A 23077-nucleotide genomic window follows, 5' to 3' on the forward strand; every position below is an offset into this window, starting at 1 on the left:
CCCCGTTTCTGGCAAGCCCTGCGGCAGTCAAGCCGCGGGCCTGCAAACCGCTTTAGCTGTGATAAGCCGATTCGCCGTGGCTGGTCACGTCCAGGCCTTCGCGTTCCTGGTCTTCCGGCACACGCAGGCCGCACAGGGCGTTGGCGATCTTGTAGGCAATCCACGCCACTACACCGGACCATACGATGGTCAGCAGCACGCCTTCCAGCTGCACCCACAGTTGGTGGGCGATCATGCCGGGTTCGGCCAGGCCGGGGCCACCGAGGACCTGGGCATTGAACACGCCGGTCAGCAAGGCGCCGACGATACCGCCCACACCGTGCACGCCAAATACATCCAGCGCGTCATCGGCACGCAGCAAACGCTTCAGGCCGTTCACACCCCAGACGCAGACGATGCCGGCGATCACACCGATGATCAATGCGCCCACCGGGCCGACCAGGCCGGCTGCCGGCGTGATACCCACCAGACCCGCAATCGCGCCGGACGCAGCGCCCAGCATCGACGGCTTGCCCTTGACGGCCCATTCCGTGAACAACCAGGCCAGGACGGCACCGGCAGTCGCGATCATGGTGTTGAAGAAGGCCAGCGTGGCGTTCTCGTTCGCGGCCAGGGCCGAACCCGCGTTGAAGCCGAACCAGCCCACCCACAGCAGGGCGGCGCCCACGAAGGTCATCGGCAGGTTGTGCGGTTGCATCGCTTCGCGGCCGTAGCCTACGCGCTTGCCCACTACATAAGCACCCACCAGGCCGGCCACACCGGCGTTGATGTGCACCACGGTGCCGCCGGCAAAGTCCAGTGCACCCTTGGCGTTCAGCAGGCCGGGCGCCGTTTCGGATGCGAACCACACCATGTGCGCGATGGGCACGTAGGCAAACGTGAACCAGATCACCGTGAATACCAGCACGGCCGAAAAACGGGCGCGCTCGGCAAAGCTGCCCACGATCAGCGCGCAGGTGATGCCGGCGAACGTGGCCTGGAACGAGGCAAACAGCAGCTCGGTCAGGGTGTTCGACATGGCGTACTTGCCGTCAGCCGGTGTGAACATGCCAGAGAAGAAGGCGCGCGACAGGCCGCCGAAGAACGCGTTGCCTTCGGTGAAGGCAAGCGAATAACCGTAGATGAACCAGAGAACCAGGCCCAACACGAACGTGCACAGCACTTGCAGCAACACAGACAGCACGTTCTTGCTGCGTACCAGGCCGCCATAGAACATCGCCAGACCGGGTACGGCCATCATCAATACGAGCAGGGTAGAGACGAGCAACCAGGAGATATCTGCTTTATCCATTTTCAGGCTCCAATGAGTCTTTCTTTATTTATTTACAGCGCAGCTTCGCCAGCTTCACCTGTGCGGATACGGATCACCTGTTCCAGCGGGGCGGCAAAGATCTTGCCGTCGCCGATCTTGCCGGTACGAGCGGCTTGCTCGATCGCCTCGATAACCTGGTCCACAAGGTGATCGGGCACGGCGGCTTCGACACGCAACTTGGGCAGAAAGTCCACGGCGTATTCCGCGCCGCGATACAGCTCGGTATGGCCCTTTTGACGGCCAAAACCCTTTACTTCGGTAACAGTCAGGCCCTGGACGCCGATCCCGGATAGAGCCACCCGCACTTCGTCGAGCTTGAAGGGCTTGATGATGGCGATGATGAGTTTCATGGCATTTCCTCTCATGGTTGCACGTTGGCCTCGTCTATCAAGCAATATCCATGCCATGTTTTTTGACGCCTGAGATGCGGGCTGCACGCGCGCATGTTGTGCCGGTGAGCACCAATGTAGGGCGTGATGCACCACCTCGTGGCCTCAAAGTGGTGCGTCATGCCCGACATTGGGTGCATGCAACGAAATATGTTTCAGAAACGGCATTTGTAGCCAGTTGATGCTGCGGCCGTTGCGGTTTGTATTGGGTAGTTTGCTCGCTTGCCGGCTGCCAGGTCGGTCGCAACGGCCCGGCGAGCGTTGCAGCGCAACGGTGGTCCCCGTTTCAAAGGTGCTGCGTTCGGTATTCGGGCGGCTTTTCAATACACCAAATGATGGATTCCCTTGATACCAGGGTTTACAGGCGTCGGCTTGTTGTTGGGGGACGGGTGAACAAGAATCAAGACAGCTCATCCAAATGGTGGGCGACGCCGCCCGCTGGTGCGGGGTGGCAGCCCGGCTCTCTTATTAAGAAGCAATAAGGAAAGAGGACACCATGAGGATTGAACGCAAGCTGATGGGCGCTGTCGCGCTGGTTGCTTTAGTGGGCATCCTGGCGGGCTGCAACAAGAATGAAGAAAAGGTGGCCCCGCCGGCCGCTTCAACGACTCCGGCGCCCACGACGCCCGCTGCGCCGCCCGCGACTTCGGTGCCGGCTGCGCCGCCGGCCGCCAGTTCGCCGGCGGGAAGCGCGTCGTCGGCGCTTCCGTCTGAATGTGAGGCGTACGTGACCAAAGTGAACGCGTGCATGGATAAATTGGGAAGCAGCAATCCGGCTGCGGCCAGCGTCAAGCAGCAGCTTGAAGCGGCCAAATCGCAGTGGGCCGCCGTCCCCGACAAGACGCAGTTGGCGGCGCAATGCAAGCAGTCGTCGGATTTGTTTGCGCAATCGGCAAGCCAGATGGGTTGCCCGTAACGATGTTGGTAGGGGGTTGCCGTCATGGCAGCCCGGTTTTCTCCTGTGCTTTGATGGGCGGTCACCGCATGCGGCCCGCCCTTTTTTTTGGCGCTCGCTGACTGGGCGTGGCTGCGCCGGCTGGCAAGGCACTACACTTGAGGCGTCAAGAACCTGAGAGGCCGCTATGAACAATCGCACCCAGTGGATGGAAGACATCCAGAAAAATATCTCTGACCTGATTGCCCGCAGCCCGGCTGCGGATGTGGAGCGCAATGTGCGCGCCATGATGACGCAGGCGTTCTCGAAGCTGGACCTGGTCACGCGCGAAGAATTCGACGTGCAAGCCGATTTGCTGGCGCGCACCCGTGCCCGCGTGGACCAGCTTGCCGCACAGGTCCAACAGATGGAATCGCGCTTGTCCGCCCTGGACAAGTGATGCGCGGTCAGCGACTAGCTGTTGACTGTTAGCCGCTACCCGCCAGGCAGTCCGCATCACAGAACAAAGCAAAGCGACCGCGTCATGCGGTCGTGTTGCTTTTGGTGGTGAGGGGAGGGTGTGCGCGACACGCGACGAGCGATCAGGGAAAAGCGATCAGGGAATTGCGATCGGGGAATTTCGATCGGGACCCTCTGATCAGGGACACGAGCCTGGGAACAAGGGACATCATTGTCCCCCTCGGCCCATGGCGCCGGACGGAATTGCCGATACTGACGGTCTTGCATTCACGGAGACTGTCTTGACGCTTGCCGTACTTGCCAGCCGCGCGCTCAGCGGCATACATGCGCACGCCGTTCGGGTCGAGACCCATTTGGGCCCCGGCCTGCCCAGCTTCAACGTCGTGGGCCTTGCGGACACGGAGGTGCGCGAAAGCCGTGAACGCGTGCGTGCCGCGATATTGAACAGCGGGTTTGATTTCCCGCCGGGCCGCATCACTGTCAATTTGTCGCCGGCCGACATCCCCAAGGAATCGGGGCGCTTTGATCTGCCCATCGCGTTGGGCCTGCTGCTGGCTTCCGGTCAGCTATCCGCGCCCGTTGCGTGCCAAGGGGCAGGGCAGCCGCAGGCGCATGATCCTTCTTTGGTGGATCTGGTGTTTGCCGGCGAACTATCGCTGACCGGCGCGCTGGTGCCCGTTGCCGCGCCGTTGGTCATTGCCTTGAGTGTGGCGCGGGATGCGCCCGGCGCCACGCTCATATTGCCGGCGGGCAGCGCTGAAGAGGCCGCATGGGTGCCCGACCTGCGCGTTTTGTCGGCGCGCAGCCTGGCCGATGTCGCCGCGCACGCAGCGGGCTCGCATCGGCTTGCCGACGCCATCCCCAAGGCGTGGCCGCAAGCGCCTCCCGGGCCGTGCCTGTCGGATGTGCGGGGGCAGGCGGGTGCAAGGCGCGCGCTTGAAGTGGCGGCGGCGGGTGGCCACAGCCTGCTGATGGTGGGCCCTCCCGGCGCGGGCAAAAGCATGCTGGCCTCGCGTTTACCGGGTTTGCTGCCGCCGCTGGACCGGTCCCAGGCGCTGGAGGCTGCAGCCGTCGCCGCCTTGGCGGGCATGCCGCAAACGTTGATGGGCCAGCCGCCGTTTCGCGCACCCCACCATTCCGCCTCGGTTGCCGCGTTGGTGGGCGGGGGCAGCCGGCCTCGCCCCGGCGAGATCAGCCTGGCGCACAATGGCGTGCTGTTTCTGGACGAATTACCCGAGTACAGCCGCCGTACGCTAGAGGCCCTGCGCGAGCCCCTAGAGGCGGGCAGGGTGGTTATCGCGCGGGCGTTACATGCGGCTCAGTTTCCGGCGCGCTTCCAATTGATCGCTGCAATGAATCCCTGCCCGTGCGGATGGCGCGGGCATCCCGTGCGGGCCTGTGTATGCAGGCCGGACCAGGTTGCTCGCTATGTGGGCAAGATATCGGGGCCACTGCTTGACCGGATCGACCTCCACGTGGCGCTGCCACCCTCTGATCCCGAATCAATGGCAGGCCCGCCTGGCGAAGCTTCCGGCTACGTGCTGGATCGGGTGACGCGCTGCCGCCAGCGGCAGCACGACCGGCAGGGCAAGCTGAACGCTGCATTAAGCGGCGCCGAACTGGATCAGCACTGCATGATGCAGGCGGATGCTCAGGCGCTGCTGTTTCAGGCCATGCGGCGTCTGTCCGGTTCCGGGCGGGCGCTGCACCGGGCGCTGCGCGTTGCCCGCACGATCGCAGATCTTGATGGGGCCGACGTGCTTGCCGCCGGTCATGTTGCCCAGGCGGTTCAGTACCGGCGGCCGGGTTTGTAGGGTTGCTTGGAAGCCGGCTGCGCACCCACCTGGGGTTTTTCCGCATTCCGGCTCGACAACACCCAGGAAATCACCATATAATCAAAGGCTTTCCCGGATCTGCCGTGCTTTTTAGCGGCTGACGTTCGGGAAAGACGTACCCCCCAGAAGTGGCAACAGGTTTACAAGTTTTGCCGTTGAGTCGGTGCCAGCCTTCGGGCTGCCAGCCACCAGCGCCCAAGCACCTCGCGTCATGTCAAATCAACAACGAGTTTAAGTTTAGGGAATCATCATGCCCAAGATGAAAACCAAGAAAAGCGCCTCCAAGCGCTTTAAGGTTCGCGGCAGCGGCTCCATCAAGCGCGGTCAGGCGTTCAAGCGCCACATTCTGACCAAGAAGACCACGAAGGCCAAGCGTCAATTGCGCGGCTCGACGGCCGTTCATGAATCCAACGTGGCCTCCGTCAAGGCCATGATGCCTTTCGCTTGATAAGGGAGACCTAATATGCCTCGCGTCAAACGCGGCGTAACTGCCCGCGCACGTCACAAAAAAGTCATTGCCGCCGCCAAGGGTTACCGTGGCCGCCGCGGTAATGTGTTCCGTATTGCCAAGCAAGCAGTCATGCGCGCTGGCCAATACGCCTACCGCGACCGTCGTAACAAGAAGCGCACGTTCCGTGCTCTGTGGATCACGCGTATCAACGCTGCTGTCCGCGAACATGGCGTCAGCTACAGCGTGTTCATCGCTGGTCTGAAGAAGGCTTCGATTGAACTGGATCGTAAGGTCCTGGCCGATCTGGCCGTGCGCGACAAGGCCGGCTTTGCCGCCATCGTGCAGCAAGCCAAGGCTGCCTTGGCTGCCTGATCGCGCGCTTTAACTCATCGCGCATCGCTGCAAACGGGGCTGTAATGGCCCCGTTTGCGTTTTGAAGGCTGGATTTCATGACTCTATTGGTTGACGACCTGGTCTCCCAGGCGCAAGAACGGTTCGCCGCGGCTACGGATGCCGCCGCGCTCGAGAACGCAAAGGCTCGCTTCCTGGGTAAGGAAGGCGCACTGACGGTGCTGCTAAAGGGCCTGGGCAAGCTTGATCCCGAGCAAAAGCGCGAGATGGGCGCCCGTATCAATCAGGCCAAGCAACAAGTCGAAGAGCTCCTGAATTCGCGCCGCGCCGCATTGGCGCAGGCGGAACTGGACGCCCGACTGGCTTCTGAAACCATTGACGTCACCCTGCCTGGCCGCGGTCGCGCGCCGGGAGGCATCCATCCGGTGATCCGGACCTGGGAACGTGTGGAAGCCATCTTCCGTTCCATTGGCTTCGATGTGGCCGACGGCCCCGAAGTGGAAAACGACTGGACCAATTTCACCGCGTTGAACAACCCGCTGGACCATCCGGCGCGTTCCATGCAGGACACGTTCTACGTCGACATGAACGACGCCGACGGCCTGCCGCTGCTGCTGCGCACGCACACCAGCCCCATGCAGGTACGTTATGCCCGCATGCACAAGCCGCCCATCAAGGTGATTGCGCCCGGGCGCACCTATCGCGTCGACAGCGACGCCACGCACTCGCCCATGTTCCACCAGGTGGAAGGGCTCTGGATCGCCGAAGACATCTCGTTTGCCGACCTGAAGGGTGTGTACACCGATTTCCTGCGTTGCTTCTTTGAAAGCGACGATCTTGTCGTGCGCTTCCGCCCGTCGTTCTTCCCGTTCACGGAGCCGTCCGCCGAAATCGACATGATGTTCACCTCGGGTCCCAACCGTGGCCGCTGGCTGGAAATTTCCGGCTCGGGTCAGGTGCACCCTGAAGTGGTGCGCAACTTCGGCCTTGATCCCGAGCGCTACATCGGCTTTGCCTTTGGTTCCGGCCTTGAGCGCCTGACGATGTTGCGCTATGGCGTCAACGACCTGCGCCAGTTCTACGAAGGCGATTTGCGCTTCTTGCGCCAGTTCAACGAATAACAGACGGCTGATCATGCAATTTCCCGAATCCTGGCTGCGTACGCTGGTCAACCCTCCCATCGCAACCGACGAACTCGCGCATCGCCTCACCATGGCTGGCCTGGAAGTCGAAGAGACGGCGCCCGCCGCACCGGCCTTCACCGGCGTGGTCGTGGGCCACATCGTCGATATCGCTCCGCACCCCGACGCCGACAAGCTGCGCGTCTGCCAAGTGGACGATGGCTCTGGCGAACGCCTTCAAATTGTGTGCGGCGCGCCGAACGCGGCGGCCGGCCTGAAGGTGCCGCTGGCCCGCGTGGGCGCGGAACTGCCCGGCGGCATGAAGATCGGCGTGGCGAAAATGCGCGGCGTCCAATCGTCGGGCATGTTGTGCTCGGCCCGCGAACTGGGCTTGTCGCAAGACCACGCAGGCTTGTTGGAACTGCCGGCCGACATGGTGCCCGGTCAGTCTATCCGCGAAGCGCTGGACCTGGACGACACGCTCTTCACGCTCAAGCTCACGCCTAACCGCGCCGACTGCCTGTCGATACTTGGCGTTGCGCGTGAAGTGGCCGCGCTGACGGGTGCACCGTTGTCGGTGCCCACGGCCGTTGCCGTGCCCGTTCAGCTTGAAGAACGTCTGCCCGTCAAGATCGATGCCCCGGACCTTTGCGGCCGGTTTGCCGGCCGCGTCATTCGTGGCGTGAATGCCCGCGCCGCAACGCCAGACTGGATGAAGACGCGCCTTGAGCGCGCCGGCCAACGATCGCTGTCGGCACTGGTCGATATCTCGAACTACGTCATGCTTGAGTTGGGCCGTCCGTCGCATGTGTTCGATCTGGACAAGATCGGCGGCGATATCTCCGTGCGCTGGGCGCGCGAAGGCGAGACGCTGGAACTGTTGAACGGCCAGACCGTCACGCTGGACCCGAAGGTCGGCGTGGTGGTGGCCGGCGATCAGGTGGAAAGCCTGGCCGGCATCATGGGTGGTGAAGCCACGTCCGTGACGCTGGACACGCAGAACGTCTATCTGGAAGCCGCGTTCTGGTGGCCGCAGGCGATTGCAGGGCGCGCGCGCCGCTACAAGTTCAGCTCGGAAGCCAGCCATCGCTTCGAGCGCGGCGTGGACTACGCCAGCATTCCCGAACACATCGAATTCATTACGCGCCTGATCGTCGACATCTGCGGCGGCCAGGTTGGCCCGGTGGACGACCAGATCGTCAACCTGCCCGCGCGCGCGCCTGTGCGCATGCGCCTGGCGCGCTGCCATCGTGTGCTTGGCGTGCCCGTCACGCAAGAGCAGGTCGCCAAGATTTTCGCCAGCCTGGGTCTGGAATTCACGGTTGAAGGCGATGACTTCATCGTCAGCCCGCCGTCGTACCGCTTCGACCTTGAAATCGAAGAAGACCTGATCGAAGAAGTGGCTCGCATCTATGGCTTCGAGAGCATTCCCGATGTGCCGCCGATGGCGCGCGCCAAGATGTTCTCGCAGCCCGAAGTGCATCGCGGCGCGCATGCGCTGCGTCGCCTGACGGCCGCGCAGGATTATCAGGAAGTCGTGAACTACAGCTTCGTTGAAGCCGATTGGGAACGTGACTACGCCGGCAACGACACGCCCGTGCGCTTGGTCAATCCGATCGCCAGCCACTTGTCGGTCATGCGTTCCAGCCTGATTGGTGGCTTGGTCGCCAACATCCGCCACAACGCCAACCGCAAGCAGTCACGCGTGCGCGTGTTCGAACTGGGCCGCGTCTTCATGCGCGACGCCAGCGCACAAGATGGTCCGCTGGAAGTTGCGGGCGTGCGTCAGCCGATGCGCTTGTCGGGCGCGGCCTGGGGGCCGGCCGTTGAAGAGCAGTGGGGCGTTGCCACGCGCCAGGTCGATTTCTTTGACGTGAAGATGGACGTCGAAGCATTGTTCGGCGCCCGCGGTCGTCGTCTGCGTTTCGAAGCCGCCGCGCATCCCGCGCTGCATCCGGGCCGCAGTGCCCGCATCGAACTGGATGGCAAGCAAGTGGGCTGGGTCGGCGAACTGCACCCGCGTTGGGCGCAGCAGGCAGACTTGGCGCACGCGCCCGTCGTGTTCGAACTTGATGTGCAGGCCTTGTCCGAAGGCGAATTGCCCCAGGTGCGCGAGCTCTCGCGCCAGCCCGTGGTCGTGCGCGACCTGGCGCTGTGGGTGGACGTTTCGGTATCCACGCAGTCGATGTTGGACACCGTGTTCGCAGCAGTCAAGGCGGATACGCAGCTGGCAGTTGTGCAGGATGCGCGGGTGTTTGATGTGTGGCGCGAGAAGGCCCATGGCAGCGAGCCCGTGACGGAGAAAAGCCTTGCTTTCCGTTTCTGGCTACAGGACACTGAAGTCACCCTGGACGAAGCCCGTGTGGCCGATTGCCTGTCCCGCATCAAGGATGCATTGGTCAGCGCCCACGGCGCGCGCCAGCGTACATGAACCATGGGGAACAGTATGCTTGCTGCCGAGCCACGCACCCTGACCAAGGCTGAGCTTGCCGAACTGCTCTTCGAGCGGGTCGGCTTGAACAAGCGCGAGGCCAAGGACATCGTCGATACCTTTTTCGAAGAAATCCGTGACGCCTTGGCTCGCGGTGATTCCGTCAAGCTTTCGGGTTTCGGCAATTTCCAGGTGCGCGACAAACCGCCGCGCCCTGGCCGTAATCCCAAAACCGGCGAGACCATTCCCATCGCCGCACGCCGCGTGGTCACGTTCCACGCAAGCCAGAAACTCAAGAGCGTGGTAGAGCAGGCGACCCCTGCTGCACCCGACGCCGTGGAGTGATACGCTTTGTCGGTAATTGTTATCGGCACCCAGCTTACTCGCGGCATAAAATTCGCTTATGACACGTACTGAATCCACCGTTACCCTGCCGCCCATTCCCGCCAAGCGTTACTTCACCATTGGTGAAGTCAGCGAGCTGTGTGGCGTCAAGCCTCACGTCTTGCGGTACTGGGAACAGGAATTCACCCAGCTCAAGCCGGTCAAGCGGCGCGGCAACCGCCGCTACTATCAGCATCACGAAGTGCTGCTAATTCGCCGCATCCGTTCGTTGTTGTACGAACAAGGCTTCACGATCAGCGGCGCACGCAATCGCCTGGGCGATGCGCGCGACATGCCGCACGATCAAGACGCCGCCGTTCGTTTGTCGGGCGCCGAAATGCAGGGCCTGCGCAACGAGCTCTCCAGCGTCTCGACGATGTTGGCGGACGCGTTGGGTCTGCCTGCCAACGTAGCCGCCAGCGCAAGCAGCGGCACCGTCAGCACGGTGGCATAAGCCTGCTGGTGTCGTCCACGCCAACACGCAATTGATGAAAAGCGTTATCTGCAACGCGCGTCGCTGATCCGCTTCGCGCGTGGCAACAAGCAATGCATTGCGCTTCGTGCGCCGTCTGATAAGTAGCTAGTGCAGACGACGAGCATGAAGCGCAAATTTTTTGAGTATTCAGCACTTTTTTTGCACCAATGCGTGCAAACTTATTTTTGTTCTGCTATACTCTTTTTCTTTCGGGGCGTAGCGCAGCCTGGTAGCGCACTTGCATGGGGTGCAAGGGGTCGCGAGTTCGAATCCCGCCGTCCCGACCAGCAATACCCTAGGGGGTTAGTGATAGTAATCACTAACCCCCTTTCTCATTGTGGGAGCTTTTTGGGGGCTTTGCTCTATTGTTGTCGGCGCAATACCGTCAACGTAGGCGTGTGATTATTGGTGCGTGTAATGCGATTGGCCAATTCGATCAGCTTGCCCAGCTCCGCGGCAGAGTAGTGCGACGTGACGCTGCCATTTGTATGGCCCAACAGCACCTGACGATCCTCATGCGAAACGTCGCAGCCCTAAGCCGACGCCCAAACGTGTGTTTTAGATCGTGCACGCGAAGCCGTGCGAAGTCCGGATGCGCCGGCTTGCCGTATTTCTTCTCCCAAGCCGACGCAGCACGCTTGCGCGCGCTACGCCACGCGGTCGCGTTCATTCGCGACATCGGACCTCCTTCGAATGGGAACACCCATTCCTTATCTAAACCGCGTTGAAGCCGGATGACCTCACTGGCGACGTCGTTGAGCACCACGAGCCGCTCTTCGCGATTCTTCACCCCTGAGTCGTCAAACCGGCCACCAAAGTCTGCTGGCAACAGGAAGACCGAAGTGCGGAGCTCAGGAACGTGAATCTCCCATTCCCAGCGCAGTTTGCATACCTCTTGCTCGCGGCAGCCTGTATTCGTCGTGTACAGCGCCATCCGCTTGAGATACAGCGGCAGCTCGCTCATCAGGAGGTCTTCCGAGAACTTGTACCCGTGCTGCCTCGAATTCTGCCGACCCCCTTGATTTACTTGTCGATGTGCCAGATCCCGTTTTCTTGGTATAGGCCTGTGATTTTCTGCGCCATGTCCCGGTGATTCCTTCCTGAAATTCTGAATTCGACTGGCCTCGCGGCAACAAGGGCTGGATGTCTTTTTCGACCGCGTGTACCTGCTTGTAGTGTTCGGCGAATTGGTCCAACTCGATGCGGTTAAAGCCGATACCTTGATTGCCTATCGAGAACTCGAGCAGGTGCGGCCTCGCATCGCGCGTGAAGACGGTGCGGGACATCCCTAGAGATGCCGGTGCCTTTCCCGCCCGGATGAAGTGGGGCTTCAACGTGCCGAAGTCAACGCTGCACGATGTGTTGCAGGCTTACCGTGATTTGGCCGGGCCAGAGAGGGAAGGAGCCTTGACGAGCTTGGACTTTGCTACGCGCCGGTGTGGACTCGTGGCGGTCATGGACGTACCGCAATGAGCTAGGCATCTACAGCGGTTGCCCTCAAAACAAAATGGGCCGCCTGTTTCCACGCGGCCCACTTGCCTTCTAAGACGTAAGGCTGCGACTTAGAAGCTGAATTTGACGCCGACTTGTCCGCTGACGTCGCTGAAGCTGTTGCTGCCTTGTTGGTAGCCCACGCTGCTGTAACCGCTCCATCCGCGACCGATTTCGAACTGCGCGCCGACCTTGGTTTCAAGGATGTTCTTCGGCAGGTCATGGCCCAAGCGTTCGCCGTCCATCGCAATCGACGATTTGTTGCCACCCGACCACCAATTCACTTCCGCAAACGGTTGGATCCGGTTTGTGCTGTTATCCAACGAACGGGCATACACGCGGGCACCCAGGCGCGTAGTCGTGCCACCCGCCTTGCCGCTTTGCACGAGCGTCCCGTTGTCTTCGCGCACGTCGTCGCTGCGGTAGTTGGTGTGGATGACCTGCGCTTGCGGCTCCAGATAGACACCGTAACTTTCGCCTTGATGCAACTTGAACGAGTAGCCCGCTTCCAACGAACCCGACCAAGTGCGCGACTTGTACTTCTCGCTATCCAAGTGGTCGCCCTTGACCGTGTTGTCGAAGTCACCATATTGCAGCCAGGTGTCCACATAGGCGCCTTCGGGTCCCGTGGGGTTCTCGAACCACGTGCCGTAGATGCCGATGTTCTTGCCATTCACCGTGCCACGCGCTTTGTGGTCGGTGATGTTGGATTTAGCATCGGTGGTGGCGTGGCCGTAGCCGCCCATCACGCCGGCATGCAGGCGGCCCGTGCCGACGTCGAATTGCTTTTCCACGCCTAGTTGCATGACGGTCGTGTTGGTATCAACATCGATCTGGCCGCCGATCTTGCCGGAATCCAATTTGCCAGTCCGCACGCGCATCCAGGTTGCGTAGCCTTCGCTGCTGTCTTTGCGAGCGGTCAAGCCAGGTTCGCCGACACGGTCATGCATGGTGTGCTCGAACATGCGGAGCGCGGCATTCTGGTTGCCCAGGTAGGCGCCCGGTTCCGAGCGTAGCGTCGGTTTACCGGGCTTGTTCGGGTTCTCGGGCACACCAGGAACTTCTTGCGTAGCCGGATTTTCCGGCGTTCCTGGGGTCTCAGGCGTACCCGGGTTTTCCGGCGTCGCCGGACCCTCGGGCGGGGTCGGGTTCTCGGGCGGAACCGGGGGAGCTTCAGAGCGCAAGTACCAGTTGCCATCGTCCGGCGTCGCTTTGCCGCCTTGGTACAACTGATAGTCGTAGAGGCCTGCAACGGCACGGCCTTGGAGCGCGAAGGTGCCGTTGGATGCGCCCGCCACGTTGATCAGCTCGATACCGTTGTCGGTGATCGCACCGGCACCGCCGGCGTTCTTCACCTGCACAAAGGTCTCTCCGCTGGTGCTGCCACCGACCACGAGCTTGTCAGTGACCGAATTGTCGCCGCCAAGCACGGTGTTCATCAACAAGGTACCGCCGTTGCCGACGTAGTCACCAGCCACGGTTAAAGTCGTACCGGCCACCGGCCCACTGCGCCCGGCAGGGTTGGAATTGCTTGTGAAGGCAATCGCACCCGCGTTGTCCAGGCTGGCAATGTTCTGGTCGAAACCACCTAGATCCAGTGTGGCCGCAGAAGCCACCTTGAAGTTGGAATTGCCACTGAGCGCACCAGCCACCCCTGCCTGCAACGTGCCGGCCTCTACCGACGTCGTGCCGGTGTAATCGTTCTCGCCAAGCAGGCGCGCGGTTCCCTTGTTGAATTTGTTGACGGTGAGGTCGCCGGTCATCGTGGCGGCCAGCTCGACGGAATCGGTATGGTCAAAATTGACAGTAGCCGCGCCGTCCCCACCGATGATGTAGGTGGCGTCCACGTTGCCCGCCAGACCGCCGTTGCCGACGTTGAGCGTGCCAATGGAATCTGGGCTGGCGGCAAGAAAGACGCTGCTGGCCTTGATGCTGCCTTGTTCAGCCACCGTTAGAGTGGCTTTGCCGTATTCGCCGATGCTCACAAGGCCGGCGCTGTCCCACGCCGAGCCCTGCCCACTGACCAACGCGGTGCCCTCGGAACCCGCTTCGCTGCCGATGCGGCTGAAGTCGCTACTGACCATTCCACCGTCGGTAATGTTCAATGTGCCGGCGCCCTCGTGCCCGACGTTGATCGAACTGCCGACCTGCCACGTGGAACCATCGCCGACGACGTTGACGTTGCCGTTGGCACCCGCCATGTCTCCAACGTTCGCGTAGTCATGCGTGATAACTTGCCCACCGTCGACGATGGTCATCGTACCGGAACCGGCCTGGCCAACAAGCACGCTGCTGTTAGTCCAAGAGGACCCGGCGCTGGCTACGGTTACGTTCCCGACGGCGTTGCCATTCGTACCGACGCTAGACGCGCCGCTTACGACCGCAGCCTGATCGGTAATATTGAGTGAGCCATTGGCTGCTTTGCCGACATCGAGCGTTCCGATAGATGTCCAGTTCGAACCTGGGCCACTCACCATAACCGTGCCGGTAGAACCACTGACGTTGCCTATAGAGCCTGTGCCGCTGGTGACGCTGCCGCCTTCGGAGATCTGCAAGCTGCCGTTGCCTCCGTTTCCGACTTTTAGCGCAGTGCCAACTTGCCACTGAGAGCCTTCGCCGCGTACGGTGACGGCGCTAGTGGAAGCGGACTGATCAGCTACCGTCGCATAATCCTGTGTCGTCACTTTACCGCCGGCTGCGATATCCATCGAAGCATTACCGTAGAAGCCCACCAGTAGGTTCTGATTTGTCCAGGTTGAGCCGGCGTCTTGAATGAGGACCGCGCCATTTGAACTAGGATTGTTTCCAATATGGCTGTTCCCGCTAACGACAGAGCCTTGATCCGCGATGGTAATTTTTCCGGTCCCATTTATGCCGACCCACAATCCATTTTGGATCTGCCAGCTTGAGTGGGCGCCGGTTACCAAGACCGAGCCTTCCGCTGTACGGTTATTGCCCACGCCGCGGCCCATACCCACACCGGCCGTGGCATTGCTAGTTACGGAGCCGCCATTCTCTATTATCAAGGTTCCAGAACCATTGGCGCCCACGTCAAAATTGACGCCGCTAGTGACCCAATTGGATCCAGCGCCTGTGACCTTTACTGCACCTATCGACCCTTCGTTATTGCCTATATAGGTTGTTCCGCTAGTCACCGTGGCGCCGTCGCTGATCGCGAGCGAACCCGCGCTAGTCGCGTTGCTGCCAATTTGTAACTCGCCAGTTGTTGCCCAGGTCGAGCCTGCGCCGGCAACCGTTACGGCCCCAACGGAGCCCGCGCCAAGGCCAACTTTTGCAGTCGAGGTGCTCACCATGGCGCCATCTTGAATGTTTAGCGTGCCGTTACCGTCTGGTTGGCCTACCCATAAGTCGCTGCTGTTCAAGGTAGACCCGGGGCCGGTGACATTTACTATGCCCGTCGAACCCCTACCCGAACCGATCGACATGAAGCCAGCGTTGACTGTTCCTTGGTCGGTGATGGACAGGCTACCTGTGCCGCTGGTGCCTATACCCACCACAAGGTCGCCGGTATTCCATGTCGAGCCGTCCCCGTCCACGACGACGGAAGCTGAACTGTTCGCGCCAAAGCCAATGTAACCATACCTCGGCGTATTGACTATGCCGCCTTCAGTGATCGTCAAGCTGGCAGAACTCTCAGCCTGATAGCCTAATCGAATGGTCTGCGGATCCCAGGGGCTGGGCTGAGTGCCTCCGCGCGCGCCGGAGACGGTGATGTCACTGTTGATGTCAGCGGCTACTGCCGTAGACTGCAGGCCAACGGAGACGGCGATAGCCAGCACCCCGGAGCCAACCACAGCGGAGGTTTTGCCGCCGCCGCGGCCTGTGGCGAGCTCGGACGCGACCACCCAGGCGCCTGTCGTCGCATTGCGGACGACGCGATAAATTTTGTTCATTGAAGTACCCGTTACATAGGAAAATAACGACTCCGATGCTAGGGGTTAACCCGGGGTTTCACTATGGGACGGGTACTAAAGGACATGAGTCCCTAATAAAGAAATGTCAGGTCAGATCGCCGATACCAGAATTGGCGCGGGGAGATAGGGTGATGCGACGTTCGCCTTGGCGCTCAAGTTCGAGTAGACGCTGGCGGCCAAGTGGTGCCGGAGGGGTGCGTTTCCACCGGCGCCAACACTCAGGGCGACAACCGCATTAACCGCCAGTGGTACTGGCCGCTCCAGAAAATGTGGCGTGGAAGCTGGGTAACAGTATCGGTCGTACCCTAGGAGTTATTGATGAGAGTGTTTAGGAAGTATGTGCCGGAGGATGCAATTCCAGCGTGCAGTACCTTCAGGACGATGATGGCGTAATGAACTAAGTTCCTTCGTCATGCATGGGGTGCAAGGGGTCGCGAACGACGCTTAGCGAATGATCTGCCGTGCGCACGAACGTCACGTCGGCGCTGGGGCGTGCAACCGACATCACTGCCATCACCGCCATCGCGGCAGTCCATATCAGTCCAATGACGGGTATGGACGCGATTGCGCTGTGATGCAAGCTTGTAAAAGGGTTCGACGGCCTATTCACGACACGGCTTTTCAGCCCGGCTTGCGCCACCAATTCGCCTGCGCGTAGCAGGGTGGCTTCCATGTCGTGGACGTTTTCCATATAGAAGTTCTGCTTGTCGAAAAGCGCGCTCGAAAGCAGCTGTGCAAACTGCGCTTCGCTGATTTCGTTCATGTAGTAGGTGCGGGCGAAAGGCATAGGGTCTTCCCGGTTTTGATATCGGCAGCTTGTGGCAGCTTAGCCGAACGACACCTTGGCCGAACAGCATGCCGGCGGGACAAAATGCGTCCAGTAGCGCCCACATATTCTGTTCATCAACGTGCTGGTATAACTAGCGTCTAGACTCCGTTCGTAAAGGGTTCCCGTGGCTCGAAAACTCGCTGGTAGGCGTCTTATCGCGTTGACCTTCAACGCCATTGGCAAAAGCGGCCGCCACATGGTGGCGTCGGCGCCATGGTCCTTGTGCGTGTTTTTTCTATTGCTTCCTTTTGCCTTGCTGGCGTTCAAATCTGTCGGTGCGATCCAGTTTTTGTTTCTGCTGCTGGCGTTGATCAATTTGCTGGCATTGGCACGTATGACCTTCGCATGGACGGATGTCGTCGCCAGTAGGGACGCCGTGGTCGAACAGCCGAAGCGGGCGGCCAATGCCGAGGCAAAGCACTTGGCGCTGTTGGTTCTTTTCGTGGTCGTGGCAGGCGCGGTGTTGCGAGCTTCCGCCGACATTCCGCTGTGGCTCTACTTCGCGCTGAACAGCGGTGGCGACGCAAAGTACTTTGTCGCGTTGTTCTGCGTGCTTGGGCTGATCTGGGTGCCAACGATATCCGCCGGCGCGGTGTATGTGCCAAGCCTGCCGCGCGCCGCATCGTCAGGCGAATACGGATTCAAAGTGGTGCGCCAAACCATGGTGTTCCGGCGCTGGCCGTTGGCCATGGTGTTGTTTAGCCTTCTCGTATCGGCAGGCGTCACGAAGACCCTGGTCGCCGACATAGCGCGCCGCGCAACCTTGTCGGGCATCGCTTACGGCCTGGCTGGCATGCTGATCTGCACGGCCATGCTCGTCATAGCGACGATGATGGCCGCAATCGCGTGCCGTGAATCCTCGCGCGGCAGCGCGGAAACGGTCAGCGACGCTGCCATGGTGGCTTGAAAGATGCGAAGCGAACATCACATAACGAGTGGCCGGGCGTCGCTCTTTGCCGAGACGGTGGGTCGTGGCGACCCGGTGGTATTTCTGCACGCCGCCGTTTGCGACAGGCGGATGTGGGAGGCGCAGACGGATCAAGTCGCGGAATCGAACACTGCCATTGCCTATGATCGTCGCGGCCACGGACGGACGCATGCCGAAGCCGAAAGTTATTCAGCGGTTGCGGATCTGATGGCAGTGCTTGATACGCTGGCCGAAGGTAAGCCGGCAATCCTGGTGGGTTGTTCGCAAGGCGCCCGCGTCGCACTGGACGCAGCACTATTGCACCCATCACGCATGCGCGGCTTGGTGTTGGTTTCGCCGACGGTTGCCGGCGCCGCCGACCCGGTGCATTCGCCAGCGGTGCACGAACTGATGGAAGAACTGAAGCGGGGCGGCGCGTCGGGGGACCAGGAACGCATCAATGCCTTGAAGGCGCGCTTGTTTCTGGATGGGCCGTTCGAAAACGAAGGGCGGGTGCAGGGCGCTGCGCGCAAGCTGTTTCTTGAAATGAACGGCGCCATATTGAGCGCGCCGTATCGCGGCTCAAGCATCGATAACGTGGCTGCGTACCAGCGCCTGCGCGAAATTCGCGTCCCGGCGCTGGTATTGTGGGGTGCTTGCGACTTTCCACATATCCGGGCGCGTAGCAGACAAGTCGCCGCATCGCTGCCTTATGGCACAGGCACGGAATTGGCTGGCACGGCGCACTTGCCCAGCCTGGATCGGCCTGCGGAGCTGAACGCGCGCCTGCTTGCATTTCTCGCGGGCGAAGCCTGACCGACTGCCCGCTTGGCGGTATGCCGCGCATGCAGCCGCTATAAAACTGGCAATGCACCGGCGCGCACGTTATCCGCTTAACGCTTCTTGGCCGCGGCACGCGGCATGGGCGGTAGTGGGGTGCCGACGTGTGAGGCTAGCCAGTGTTCGATCTTGTCGTCGCGGCGGGCGGCCCAGTCTTTGCCGATTTCCAGGACTAGCATGTTGCGGGTGTCGCCAAGGTCCGGGGCGTCCTTTGGCAACATGACGCGCCAGATTTCGGAAGCGACCATGTCCGTGGTCAACAGCACGCCGATGCCTTTGGCGTCAATCCATAGCGGTGCTGCGCGATCGTCGACAAACTTCTTCAGGTTTTCCAGCTGCTTTTGCGCAAGTGACGCGTTGTCTTTTGATGCCGCGATCAGGACCAGATATTGCCGGTGGCCGATTGCGGGTTCTTCGGCGTCGCCAAAGGGGTTTTCCATGATGCATTCCTTGCAGTTAGTAAACGCGTTCGGGCTGGCGATTGCGGCCCGGCGCGGTGGCGCGCGAACGCAATGGGCGCTTGGCATGAGTGCCGCTGCGCGCGATTGTGATCCAGCACCACAGGGTACTCGACTCCGCTCCTGCTGTTATGGCGAAAATCCCTGCCTTCTGTGCCTGTCGCAACGCGGTTGACCGCGCGCATACTCCTCGCCTTATAACCGCCAAAGAGAAGACCGCATGCGCTACCGCTATGTCACCGCCGATGTGTTTACCGGCCAAACCTATTGTGGCAACCCGTTGGCGGTCGTGTTGGACGCGCAGGGGCTGGATGGCGCGCAGATGCAGCGCATTGCGCGAGAGTTCAATTATTCGGAAACCAGCTTCGTGCTGCCGCCCGACGATCCCAACCATACGGCCGCGGTTCGGATATTCACGCCTGACCGCGAGGTCCCGTTCGCCGGGCACCCGAACGTGGGCACCGCCGTGGTGCTGGCGCGCGAGATGGCCACGGCGGGGCGCCCGGTGCCGGATGCGTTCGTCTTTGAAGAGGAAGCGGGTTTGGTGCGCATCGCGTTGCGCTCGGGCGCCAAGGGCGTGGAGAGCGTCGAGCTTCTGGCGCCCCAGCCGCTGTCACGCGCCAGCGTCGTGTCCGCGGAAGATCTGGCGCGCGCGTTGAAATTGAATCCCGCGGATGTGGACACGTCCGAACATGCGCCGCAGGTCGTGTCGGTGGGCCTGATCTTTCTGGTGGCGCAGTTGGTCAGCCGCGATGCCTTGCGCCGCGCATCGCCGGATTCGCACGGCTACGCCGCGTTGCTGCCGCTGGATGGCGCAAAGTCCATTTACGTCTACACCACCGATACCGCAAGCGACACGATCGATGCGCCCACCGATATCCAGGCGCGCATGTTCACCGGCCGCATGACGGAAGACCCCGCTACCGGTAGCGCGACGGCCGCCGTCACGGCGCTGCGCGCGGCGTTGCGGGACCAGGGCAAGCTGTCGTTGCGCGTAGGGCAGGGCGTGGATATGGGGCGCCCAAGCCTGCTGCTGGCGCATGCCGAGCCGCGCGCCGACGGTGTGTGGGCCGGAGTCGAAGGCCATGCCGTGGTGGTCATGGAAGGGACGTTGCCGGCGCCCGACGCGCAGTAAGCCGGTATTGATCCAGGCGGGGGCGCTCGTGTAAGCTTGCCTGCATGAACGCCCATGATTTATCTGCCGCATGCCTGGCAGACAACCGACGAGCCGCTCGACGTTTACGTTGAGTGGCTAGTCACGTACAGGCGCCGACCGTTCGGCGCTTTCCCTGAAGGCCACGATACCCCTCGTGGCCTTTTTGTTTTTGCGGTATCCCTTTGCCGCTGTATTGCCTCCGAGGCGTATCGCAGGGCCTTCGTTTCCCACAATGAAGGAACGAAGCATGACTTGTGATCCCCTGGCCATCCGGCCTTACCAACGCGCTGACGAAACGGCGCTGATCCAGCTATGGCGCGACTGCGGCCTGACGCGTCCCTGGAACGATCCCGCCAAGGATATTGCGCGCAAGCTGACCGTGCAGCCGGAGCTGTTTCTGGTGGGCGAGATCCGAGGCGTGATCGTCGCCACGCTGATGGGTGGCTATGACGGGCACCGCGCCTGGATCAATTATCTGGCGGTGGCGCCCGCGCACCAGCGGCGGGGCTATGCCACCGTGCTGATGCGCGCTGTCGAAGCCAAGCTGCTGGAGATGGGGTGCCCGAAGATCAATCTACTGATCCGAACCGGCAATGCCGCCGTGCAGGGCTTCTACGAAAGCCTGGGCTTTGATCTGGATGAAGTGGTCAGCATGGGCAAGCGCCTGATTCCCGATATGTAGGCGCGCGCCGATACCCTGCACGTCTTCACGATGCGGCTTAGATCGCCTCGGTAAGGTAGACCGCTTCCCGGCCGACGATCGGCATGCGCGTAGGCATGAAGATCGTGCAGCGGTCGCAAGGCGACCGGATTTCCTCGTCGCCGTTCATCGCGATCAGTTCGCCCTTGTCGAAGGTTTCAAAGCCGATGACGTGGCGAGTGAAATGGAAGTCCTCGGACTTGACCATGTGCACTTCCAGCAAACGGAAACGTTGCGGAACGGGCGGGGGCGGGGCATTCAAGGGCGCATCGATGAGGCCGGTGTGGGCCAAAAAACGCATCGTCACATCAGTGGCCAATTCGGCGGCCGAGCGTGCGAAGTGCTGGCCGCATTCGACGACCAGCGCCCCTTGGCTGTCGGACAGGGGGTCCCCGTGATGGCCGTAGCCCATAACGCCCGTGCCGGGAAATTTATGCTGCGGCATCACCAGGTGCACGGCGGGCGCGCCAACGGCGGCTGCCAGCGCGGTATTGCGATCCATCTCGTTGTAGACCCAGAACGGCTGCACGGGGGCGCGGGTCGAATGGATATCAAGCACAAAATCGGCGGCGTCCAGCACCGGTCGAAGCTCCCGGGCGCGGCGCAGTTCCGGGCTGTCTTCCGTCCCATCCAACATGGCTGCCGACCAGATGCGGTTCAGGTTATGCACCAACTGCCGGTTCTCGTACGGGTTCTCGATGTCGAAGGCTTCATACGCTTCGACATGGGCAAAGCTGACGGTCAACGTGCCGATCTTGGGACGCACGCCGGTGTCCAGCAAATGCGTGGCGGCGACCATGCCACAGATTTCGTTGCCATGCGTGATGGCGTTGATCAGCACGTGCGGACCGGGGACACCGGATTCAAAGCGATGCACGTACGGGATGCCGGTGTTGCCTTCGCGGTACGCAGACAAGTCGCGGGGCAGGACTTCAAGCGGGGCGGTGTCAGGTTCAAAAGGTAAGGTTTGCATGGAACGAAAGGCCTGTTGGTGAACGTTGCAATATACCCCCCGACCGCGCGGCGTAAACCGCCGGCCGTGTTTGCATGATTTAAAAAAATGGCAATTCCGCTTGGAAATACCGAATTCTAGTGTGATCGAAGCGTATGCAAGATGCTGGAATACTAGGTGCACTAGTGCTTCATGACCCGCTAAAAGCACTGCTTTTCAGTACCATGTTTTTTTGGCATATTGCGCGCGGAGTGTTTGATTTCAGGAGCGCGGAATGAGGGCGGTACCGCAACGCCATATCGATGGTTTTCAAGTGGGTTGTGAGATCGTGAGTCTGGATGCCGGCGTGATGGCTATCGAGATCATCGTGAGCCGCCCGGACGACGGTGGGGCGCAGCAACAACGCTGGTCTTTGCCCCGTTTTGTGACGTTCGCCGACGCCGACGTGGCGCGTCGTCACGCGGAATTGGTGTTGTCCGGCATCGTGTCGGTGGATGCGTCCACCGGCGAGCCGAGGTACGGCATTCTGTAGCTGCGCGGCAACGTCAGGCGTGACGGACTCTCCGGGTAGCCTCTACTAAATGTTGCAGAGGCAGTGCAAGGGATTCGGCCCGCGCAGGCCCATGGTTGTTGGACCGAGGCCATTGCGCCCGCGTTGAAGACAGGTAGGTTTTGTTTCGTTTATCACAATCGTGTGCCTTGCTTCAGCGGTTATGACCGGTACAGTGGTACCGGCTGACAACAATAAAGGAGAGTTCCATGCTTGACACTTTTCCTGTTCTGCGTCGTGTAGGTATTGCCGCGACGATCGGAGTGGCCGGTGTGCTGTTTGCCGGTTGCACCACGACCACGCCCAAGTCTTCGGCTACCTCAACCGAAAAGCGCGATTCGATGAATAGCGCGGCCAACGCCACACTGACCAAGCTGTACGAGGCTTCGCCGCAATCGAAGGAATTGGTGGCGCGCGCCAAGGGTGTGCTGGTGTTCCCCGACGTACTCAGCGGCAGCTTCATCGTGGGCGCCGAGCATGGCAAGGGCGTGTTGCGGGTGGGCGGCTCCAATGCCGGTTACTACAGCACCACGGCGGGCTCGATCGGCTTCCAGGCCGGCGCGCAGTCCAAGGCCATGGTGTTGTTGTTCATGACGGATGACGCCTTGAACAAGTTCCGCAACAGCAGTGGCTGGACCGTCGGCGCGGACGCCACGGTTGCCGTGGTGAACATCGGCGCCAATGGCCGCATCGATACCAATACGGCGCAGCAGCCGATTGTGGGCTTCGTGATGAACAACGGTGGCTTGATGGCGGGCGTTTCGCTGGCCGGCACCAAGATCTCGAAGCTTGATTGGTAAGCCTGGCGGCCGACAATCCTTCCCCAAGAAAAACGCCGCGGATTTAACTCCGCGGCGTTTTTTTTGGCGGGGCTATGGGTCAGCCGAGCAAGGTGTCGCCGTTATTGCGCACGGCGCTTTCGCGCTGGATTTCGGCTTCTTCAATGGCGGGGTCCAGACCGCGCCACCGCAGTATGCGTCCGCGTTCGGCTTCGGGTTCCCAACCCAGCATGCCGTATCGGGTGATTTCAGTTTCGCCTGTGTCGAATTCCACTTCGAAGTAACCCTGACGATCGGGTAGCGCACTGCCGGGGGACCATTCTGTTTCGGGCATGGTTGCTCCTTGCTAAACGATGGGAGGGAAGCCGGCGCGTATT

Annotated in this window: 23 protein-coding genes and 1 tRNA gene; 15 read left to right on the forward strand and 9 right to left on the reverse strand. The window is 61.2% G+C overall.

Annotation, left to right across the window (positions count from 1 at the left end):
• Positions 1 to 52: 52 nt before the first annotated feature.
• The 3 genes from ACNPP0_RS17755 to ACNPP0_RS17765 all read right to left on the reverse strand — a co-directional run bounded on the left by ACNPP0_RS17755 (position 53) and on the right by ACNPP0_RS17765 (position 2643).
• Positions 53 to 1291, reverse strand: a complete 1239-nt coding sequence (locus tag ACNPP0_RS17755; protein ID WP_046807729.1) for an ammonium transporter — start codon at positions 1289 to 1291, stop codon at positions 53 to 55.
• 32 nt (positions 1292 to 1323) lie between these two features.
• Positions 1324 to 1662 carry a P-II family nitrogen regulator gene (locus tag ACNPP0_RS17760; protein ID WP_006218735.1) on the reverse strand — a complete coding sequence of 113 codons (339 nt, stop codon included), beginning with the start codon at positions 1660 to 1662 and terminating at the stop codon, positions 1324 to 1326.
• Positions 1663 to 2169: 507 nt separating this feature from the next.
• On the reverse strand, positions 2170 to 2643 hold the full coding sequence (locus ACNPP0_RS17765; RefSeq protein WP_448706586.1) for a hypothetical protein: 474 nt from the start codon (positions 2641 to 2643) through the stop codon (positions 2170 to 2172).
• Between the two features lie 140 nt (positions 2644 to 2783).
• Here ACNPP0_RS17765 and ACNPP0_RS17770 point away from each other — a divergent pair, with 140 nt between their 5' ends.
• From ACNPP0_RS17770 to ACNPP0_RS17810, 9 genes are all read left to right on the forward strand, one after another.
• Entirely contained in the window at positions 2784 to 3035 is a 252-nt protein-coding gene (locus ACNPP0_RS17770; RefSeq protein ID WP_006218738.1) for an accessory factor UbiK family protein, read from the forward strand.
• 301 nt (positions 3036 to 3336) lie between these two features.
• Positions 3337 to 4869, forward strand: a complete 1533-nt coding sequence (locus tag ACNPP0_RS17775; protein WP_448706587.1) for a YifB family Mg chelatase-like AAA ATPase — start codon at positions 3337 to 3339, stop codon at positions 4867 to 4869.
• 271 nt (positions 4870 to 5140) lie between these two features.
• Positions 5141 to 5338: a 50S ribosomal protein L35 gene (gene rpmI, locus ACNPP0_RS17780; protein WP_006218740.1), complete on the forward strand. Its 198-nt coding sequence runs from the start codon at positions 5141 to 5143 to the stop codon at positions 5336 to 5338.
• A gap of 15 nt (positions 5339 to 5353) precedes the next feature.
• Positions 5354 to 5713: a 50S ribosomal protein L20 gene (gene rplT / locus ACNPP0_RS17785; protein ID WP_006218741.1), complete on the forward strand. Its 360-nt coding sequence runs from the start codon at positions 5354 to 5356 to the stop codon at positions 5711 to 5713.
• A 77-nt stretch (positions 5714 to 5790) separates the two neighbouring features.
• Positions 5791 to 6813 (forward strand): phenylalanine--tRNA ligase subunit alpha, encoded by a 1023-nt coding sequence (gene pheS, locus ACNPP0_RS17790; protein ID WP_006218742.1) that lies wholly within the window; start codon positions 5791 to 5793, stop codon positions 6811 to 6813.
• 13 nt (positions 6814 to 6826) lie between these two features.
• Positions 6827 to 9244, forward strand: a complete 2418-nt coding sequence (pheT, locus tag ACNPP0_RS17795) for a phenylalanine--tRNA ligase subunit beta (protein ID WP_448706588.1) — start codon at positions 6827 to 6829, stop codon at positions 9242 to 9244.
• 3 nt (positions 9245 to 9247) lie between these two features.
• On the forward strand, positions 9248 to 9589 hold the full coding sequence (locus ACNPP0_RS17800) for an integration host factor subunit alpha (protein ID WP_287143887.1): 342 nt from the start codon (positions 9248 to 9250) through the stop codon (positions 9587 to 9589).
• Between the two features lie 58 nt (positions 9590 to 9647).
• Positions 9648 to 10082 carry a MerR family transcriptional regulator gene (locus ACNPP0_RS17805; protein WP_448706589.1) on the forward strand — a complete coding sequence of 145 codons (435 nt, stop codon included), beginning with the start codon at positions 9648 to 9650 and terminating at the stop codon, positions 10080 to 10082.
• Between the two features lie 231 nt (positions 10083 to 10313).
• A tRNA-Pro gene (locus ACNPP0_RS17810) sits at positions 10314 to 10390 on the forward strand.
• A gap of 149 nt (positions 10391 to 10539) precedes the next feature.
• Here the strand turns inward: ACNPP0_RS17810 and ACNPP0_RS17815 are convergent.
• From ACNPP0_RS17815 to ACNPP0_RS17825, 3 genes are all read right to left on the reverse strand, one after another.
• A complete protein-coding gene (locus ACNPP0_RS17815) occupies positions 10540 to 11067 on the reverse strand; it encodes a tyrosine-type recombinase/integrase (RefSeq protein WP_448706590.1) in 528 nt (175 codons plus the stop codon).
• A 598-nt stretch (positions 11068 to 11665) separates the two neighbouring features.
• Entirely contained in the window at positions 11666 to 15508 is a 3843-nt protein-coding gene (locus ACNPP0_RS17820; protein WP_448706591.1) for an autotransporter outer membrane beta-barrel domain-containing protein, read from the reverse strand.
• A 418-nt stretch (positions 15509 to 15926) separates the two neighbouring features.
• Positions 15927 to 16316 carry a hypothetical protein gene (locus ACNPP0_RS17825; RefSeq protein ID WP_448706592.1) on the reverse strand — a complete coding sequence of 130 codons (390 nt, stop codon included), beginning with the start codon at positions 16314 to 16316 and terminating at the stop codon, positions 15927 to 15929.
• A 202-nt stretch (positions 16317 to 16518) separates the two neighbouring features.
• Between ACNPP0_RS17825 and ACNPP0_RS17830 the strand changes: the two genes are divergently transcribed.
• Together ACNPP0_RS17830 and ACNPP0_RS17835 are read left to right on the forward strand one after the other, a co-directional pair.
• A complete protein-coding gene (locus ACNPP0_RS17830; protein ID WP_448706593.1) occupies positions 16519 to 17265 on the forward strand; it encodes a hypothetical protein in 747 nt (248 codons plus the stop codon).
• A 3-nt stretch (positions 17266 to 17268) separates the two neighbouring features.
• Positions 17269 to 18081: an alpha/beta fold hydrolase gene (locus ACNPP0_RS17835; protein WP_448706594.1), complete on the forward strand. Its 813-nt coding sequence runs from the start codon at positions 17269 to 17271 to the stop codon at positions 18079 to 18081.
• 77 nt (positions 18082 to 18158) lie between these two features.
• Here the strand turns inward: ACNPP0_RS17835 and ACNPP0_RS17840 are convergent, their stop codons facing one another.
• Positions 18159 to 18545 (reverse strand): hypothetical protein, encoded by a 387-nt coding sequence (locus ACNPP0_RS17840; protein ID WP_332607362.1) that lies wholly within the window; start codon positions 18543 to 18545, stop codon positions 18159 to 18161.
• Between the two features lie 238 nt (positions 18546 to 18783).
• On the opposite strand from ACNPP0_RS17840, the gene ACNPP0_RS17845 reads away from it, so the two are divergent.
• Both ACNPP0_RS17845 and ACNPP0_RS17850 read left to right on the forward strand, forming a co-directional pair.
• On the forward strand, positions 18784 to 19698 hold the full coding sequence (locus ACNPP0_RS17845; protein WP_448706595.1) for a PhzF family protein: 915 nt from the start codon (positions 18784 to 18786) through the stop codon (positions 19696 to 19698).
• Between the two features lie 268 nt (positions 19699 to 19966).
• Positions 19967 to 20401 (forward strand): GNAT family acetyltransferase, encoded by a 435-nt coding sequence (locus ACNPP0_RS17850; protein ID WP_448706596.1) that lies wholly within the window; start codon positions 19967 to 19969, stop codon positions 20399 to 20401.
• Between the two features lie 37 nt (positions 20402 to 20438).
• On the opposite strand, the gene ACNPP0_RS17855 is transcribed toward ACNPP0_RS17850, so the two are convergent.
• Complete coding sequence (locus tag ACNPP0_RS17855) at positions 20439 to 21392, reverse strand: M14 family metallopeptidase (RefSeq protein ID WP_332607365.1); 954 nt, start codon at positions 21390 to 21392, stop codon at positions 20439 to 20441.
• Positions 21393 to 21645: 253 nt separating this feature from the next.
• Between ACNPP0_RS17855 and ACNPP0_RS17860 the strand changes: the two genes are divergently transcribed.
• Together ACNPP0_RS17860 and ACNPP0_RS17865 are read left to right on the forward strand one after the other, a co-directional pair.
• The gene (locus ACNPP0_RS17860) at positions 21646 to 21903 is read left to right on the forward strand and encodes a hypothetical protein (RefSeq protein ID WP_332607366.1); all 258 of its coding nucleotides are present in this window, start codon (positions 21646 to 21648) and stop codon (positions 21901 to 21903) included.
• A gap of 227 nt (positions 21904 to 22130) precedes the next feature.
• Complete coding sequence (locus ACNPP0_RS17865; RefSeq protein ID WP_332607367.1) at positions 22131 to 22721, forward strand: BPSL1445 family SYLF domain-containing lipoprotein; 591 nt, start codon at positions 22131 to 22133, stop codon at positions 22719 to 22721.
• Positions 22722 to 22800: 79 nt separating this feature from the next.
• Here the strand turns inward: ACNPP0_RS17865 and ACNPP0_RS17870 are convergent, their stop codons facing one another.
• Positions 22801 to 23034 (reverse strand): hypothetical protein, encoded by a 234-nt coding sequence (locus ACNPP0_RS17870; protein ID WP_046807419.1) that lies wholly within the window; start codon positions 23032 to 23034, stop codon positions 22801 to 22803.
• Positions 23035 to 23077 lie beyond the last annotated feature (43 nt).

The sequence above is a fragment of the Achromobacter semiaridum genome, assembly GCF_053543755.1.

Bases quoted from the DNA above. Each gene is read 5' to 3' on its own strand.
- pheT (WP_448706588.1), top strand. From the start codon at position 6,827: ATGCAATTTCCCGAATCCTGGCTGCGTACGCTGGTCAACCCTCCCATC.
- ACNPP0_RS17860 (WP_332607366.1), top strand. From the start codon at position 21,646: ATGAGGGCGGTACCGCAACGCCATATCGATGGTTTTCAAGTGGGTTGT.
- ACNPP0_RS17800 (WP_287143887.1), top strand. From the start codon at position 9,248: ATGGGGAACAGTATGCTTGCTGCCGAGCCACGCACCCTGACCAAGGCT.
- ACNPP0_RS17805 (WP_448706589.1), top strand. From the start codon at position 9,648: ATGACACGTACTGAATCCACCGTTACCCTGCCGCCCATTCCCGCCAAG.
- ACNPP0_RS17850 (WP_448706596.1), top strand. From the start codon at position 19,967: ATGACTTGTGATCCCCTGGCCATCCGGCCTTACCAACGCGCTGACGAA.
- ACNPP0_RS17770 (WP_006218738.1), top strand. From the start codon at position 2,784: ATGAACAATCGCACCCAGTGGATGGAAGACATCCAGAAAAATATCTCT.
- ACNPP0_RS17755 (WP_046807729.1), bottom strand. From the start codon at position 1,291: ATGGATAAAGCAGATATCTCCTGGTTGCTCGTCTCTACCCTGCTCGTA.
- ACNPP0_RS17840 (WP_332607362.1), bottom strand. From the start codon at position 18,545: ATGGAAAACCCCTTTGGCGACGCCGAAGAACCCGCAATCGGCCACCGG.
- ACNPP0_RS17835 (WP_448706594.1), top strand. From the start codon at position 17,269: ATGCGAAGCGAACATCACATAACGAGTGGCCGGGCGTCGCTCTTTGCC.
- ACNPP0_RS17825 (WP_448706592.1), bottom strand. From the start codon at position 16,316: ATGCCTTTCGCCCGCACCTACTACATGAACGAAATCAGCGAAGCGCAG.
- ACNPP0_RS17865 (WP_332607367.1), top strand. From the start codon at position 22,131: ATGCTTGACACTTTTCCTGTTCTGCGTCGTGTAGGTATTGCCGCGACG.
- ACNPP0_RS17760 (WP_006218735.1), bottom strand. From the start codon at position 1,662: ATGAAACTCATCATCGCCATCATCAAGCCCTTCAAGCTCGACGAAGTG.
- rpmI (WP_006218740.1), top strand. From the start codon at position 5,141: ATGCCCAAGATGAAAACCAAGAAAAGCGCCTCCAAGCGCTTTAAGGTT.
- ACNPP0_RS17870 (WP_046807419.1), bottom strand. From the start codon at position 23,034: ATGCCCGAAACAGAATGGTCCCCCGGCAGTGCGCTACCCGATCGTCAG.
- pheS (WP_006218742.1), top strand. From the start codon at position 5,791: ATGACTCTATTGGTTGACGACCTGGTCTCCCAGGCGCAAGAACGGTTC.
- ACNPP0_RS17855 (WP_332607365.1), bottom strand. From the start codon at position 21,392: ATGCAAACCTTACCTTTTGAACCTGACACCGCCCCGCTTGAAGTCCTG.
- ACNPP0_RS17815 (WP_448706590.1), bottom strand. From the start codon at position 11,067: ATGAGCGAGCTGCCGCTGTATCTCAAGCGGATGGCGCTGTACACGACG.
- rplT (WP_006218741.1), top strand. From the start codon at position 5,354: ATGCCTCGCGTCAAACGCGGCGTAACTGCCCGCGCACGTCACAAAAAA.
- ACNPP0_RS17845 (WP_448706595.1), top strand. From the start codon at position 18,784: ATGCGCTACCGCTATGTCACCGCCGATGTGTTTACCGGCCAAACCTAT.
- ACNPP0_RS17765 (WP_448706586.1), bottom strand. From the start codon at position 2,643: ATGACGGCAACCCCCTACCAACATCGTTACGGGCAACCCATCTGGCTT.
- ACNPP0_RS17820 (WP_448706591.1), bottom strand. From the start codon at position 15,508: ATGAACAAAATTTATCGCGTCGTCCGCAATGCGACGACAGGCGCCTGG.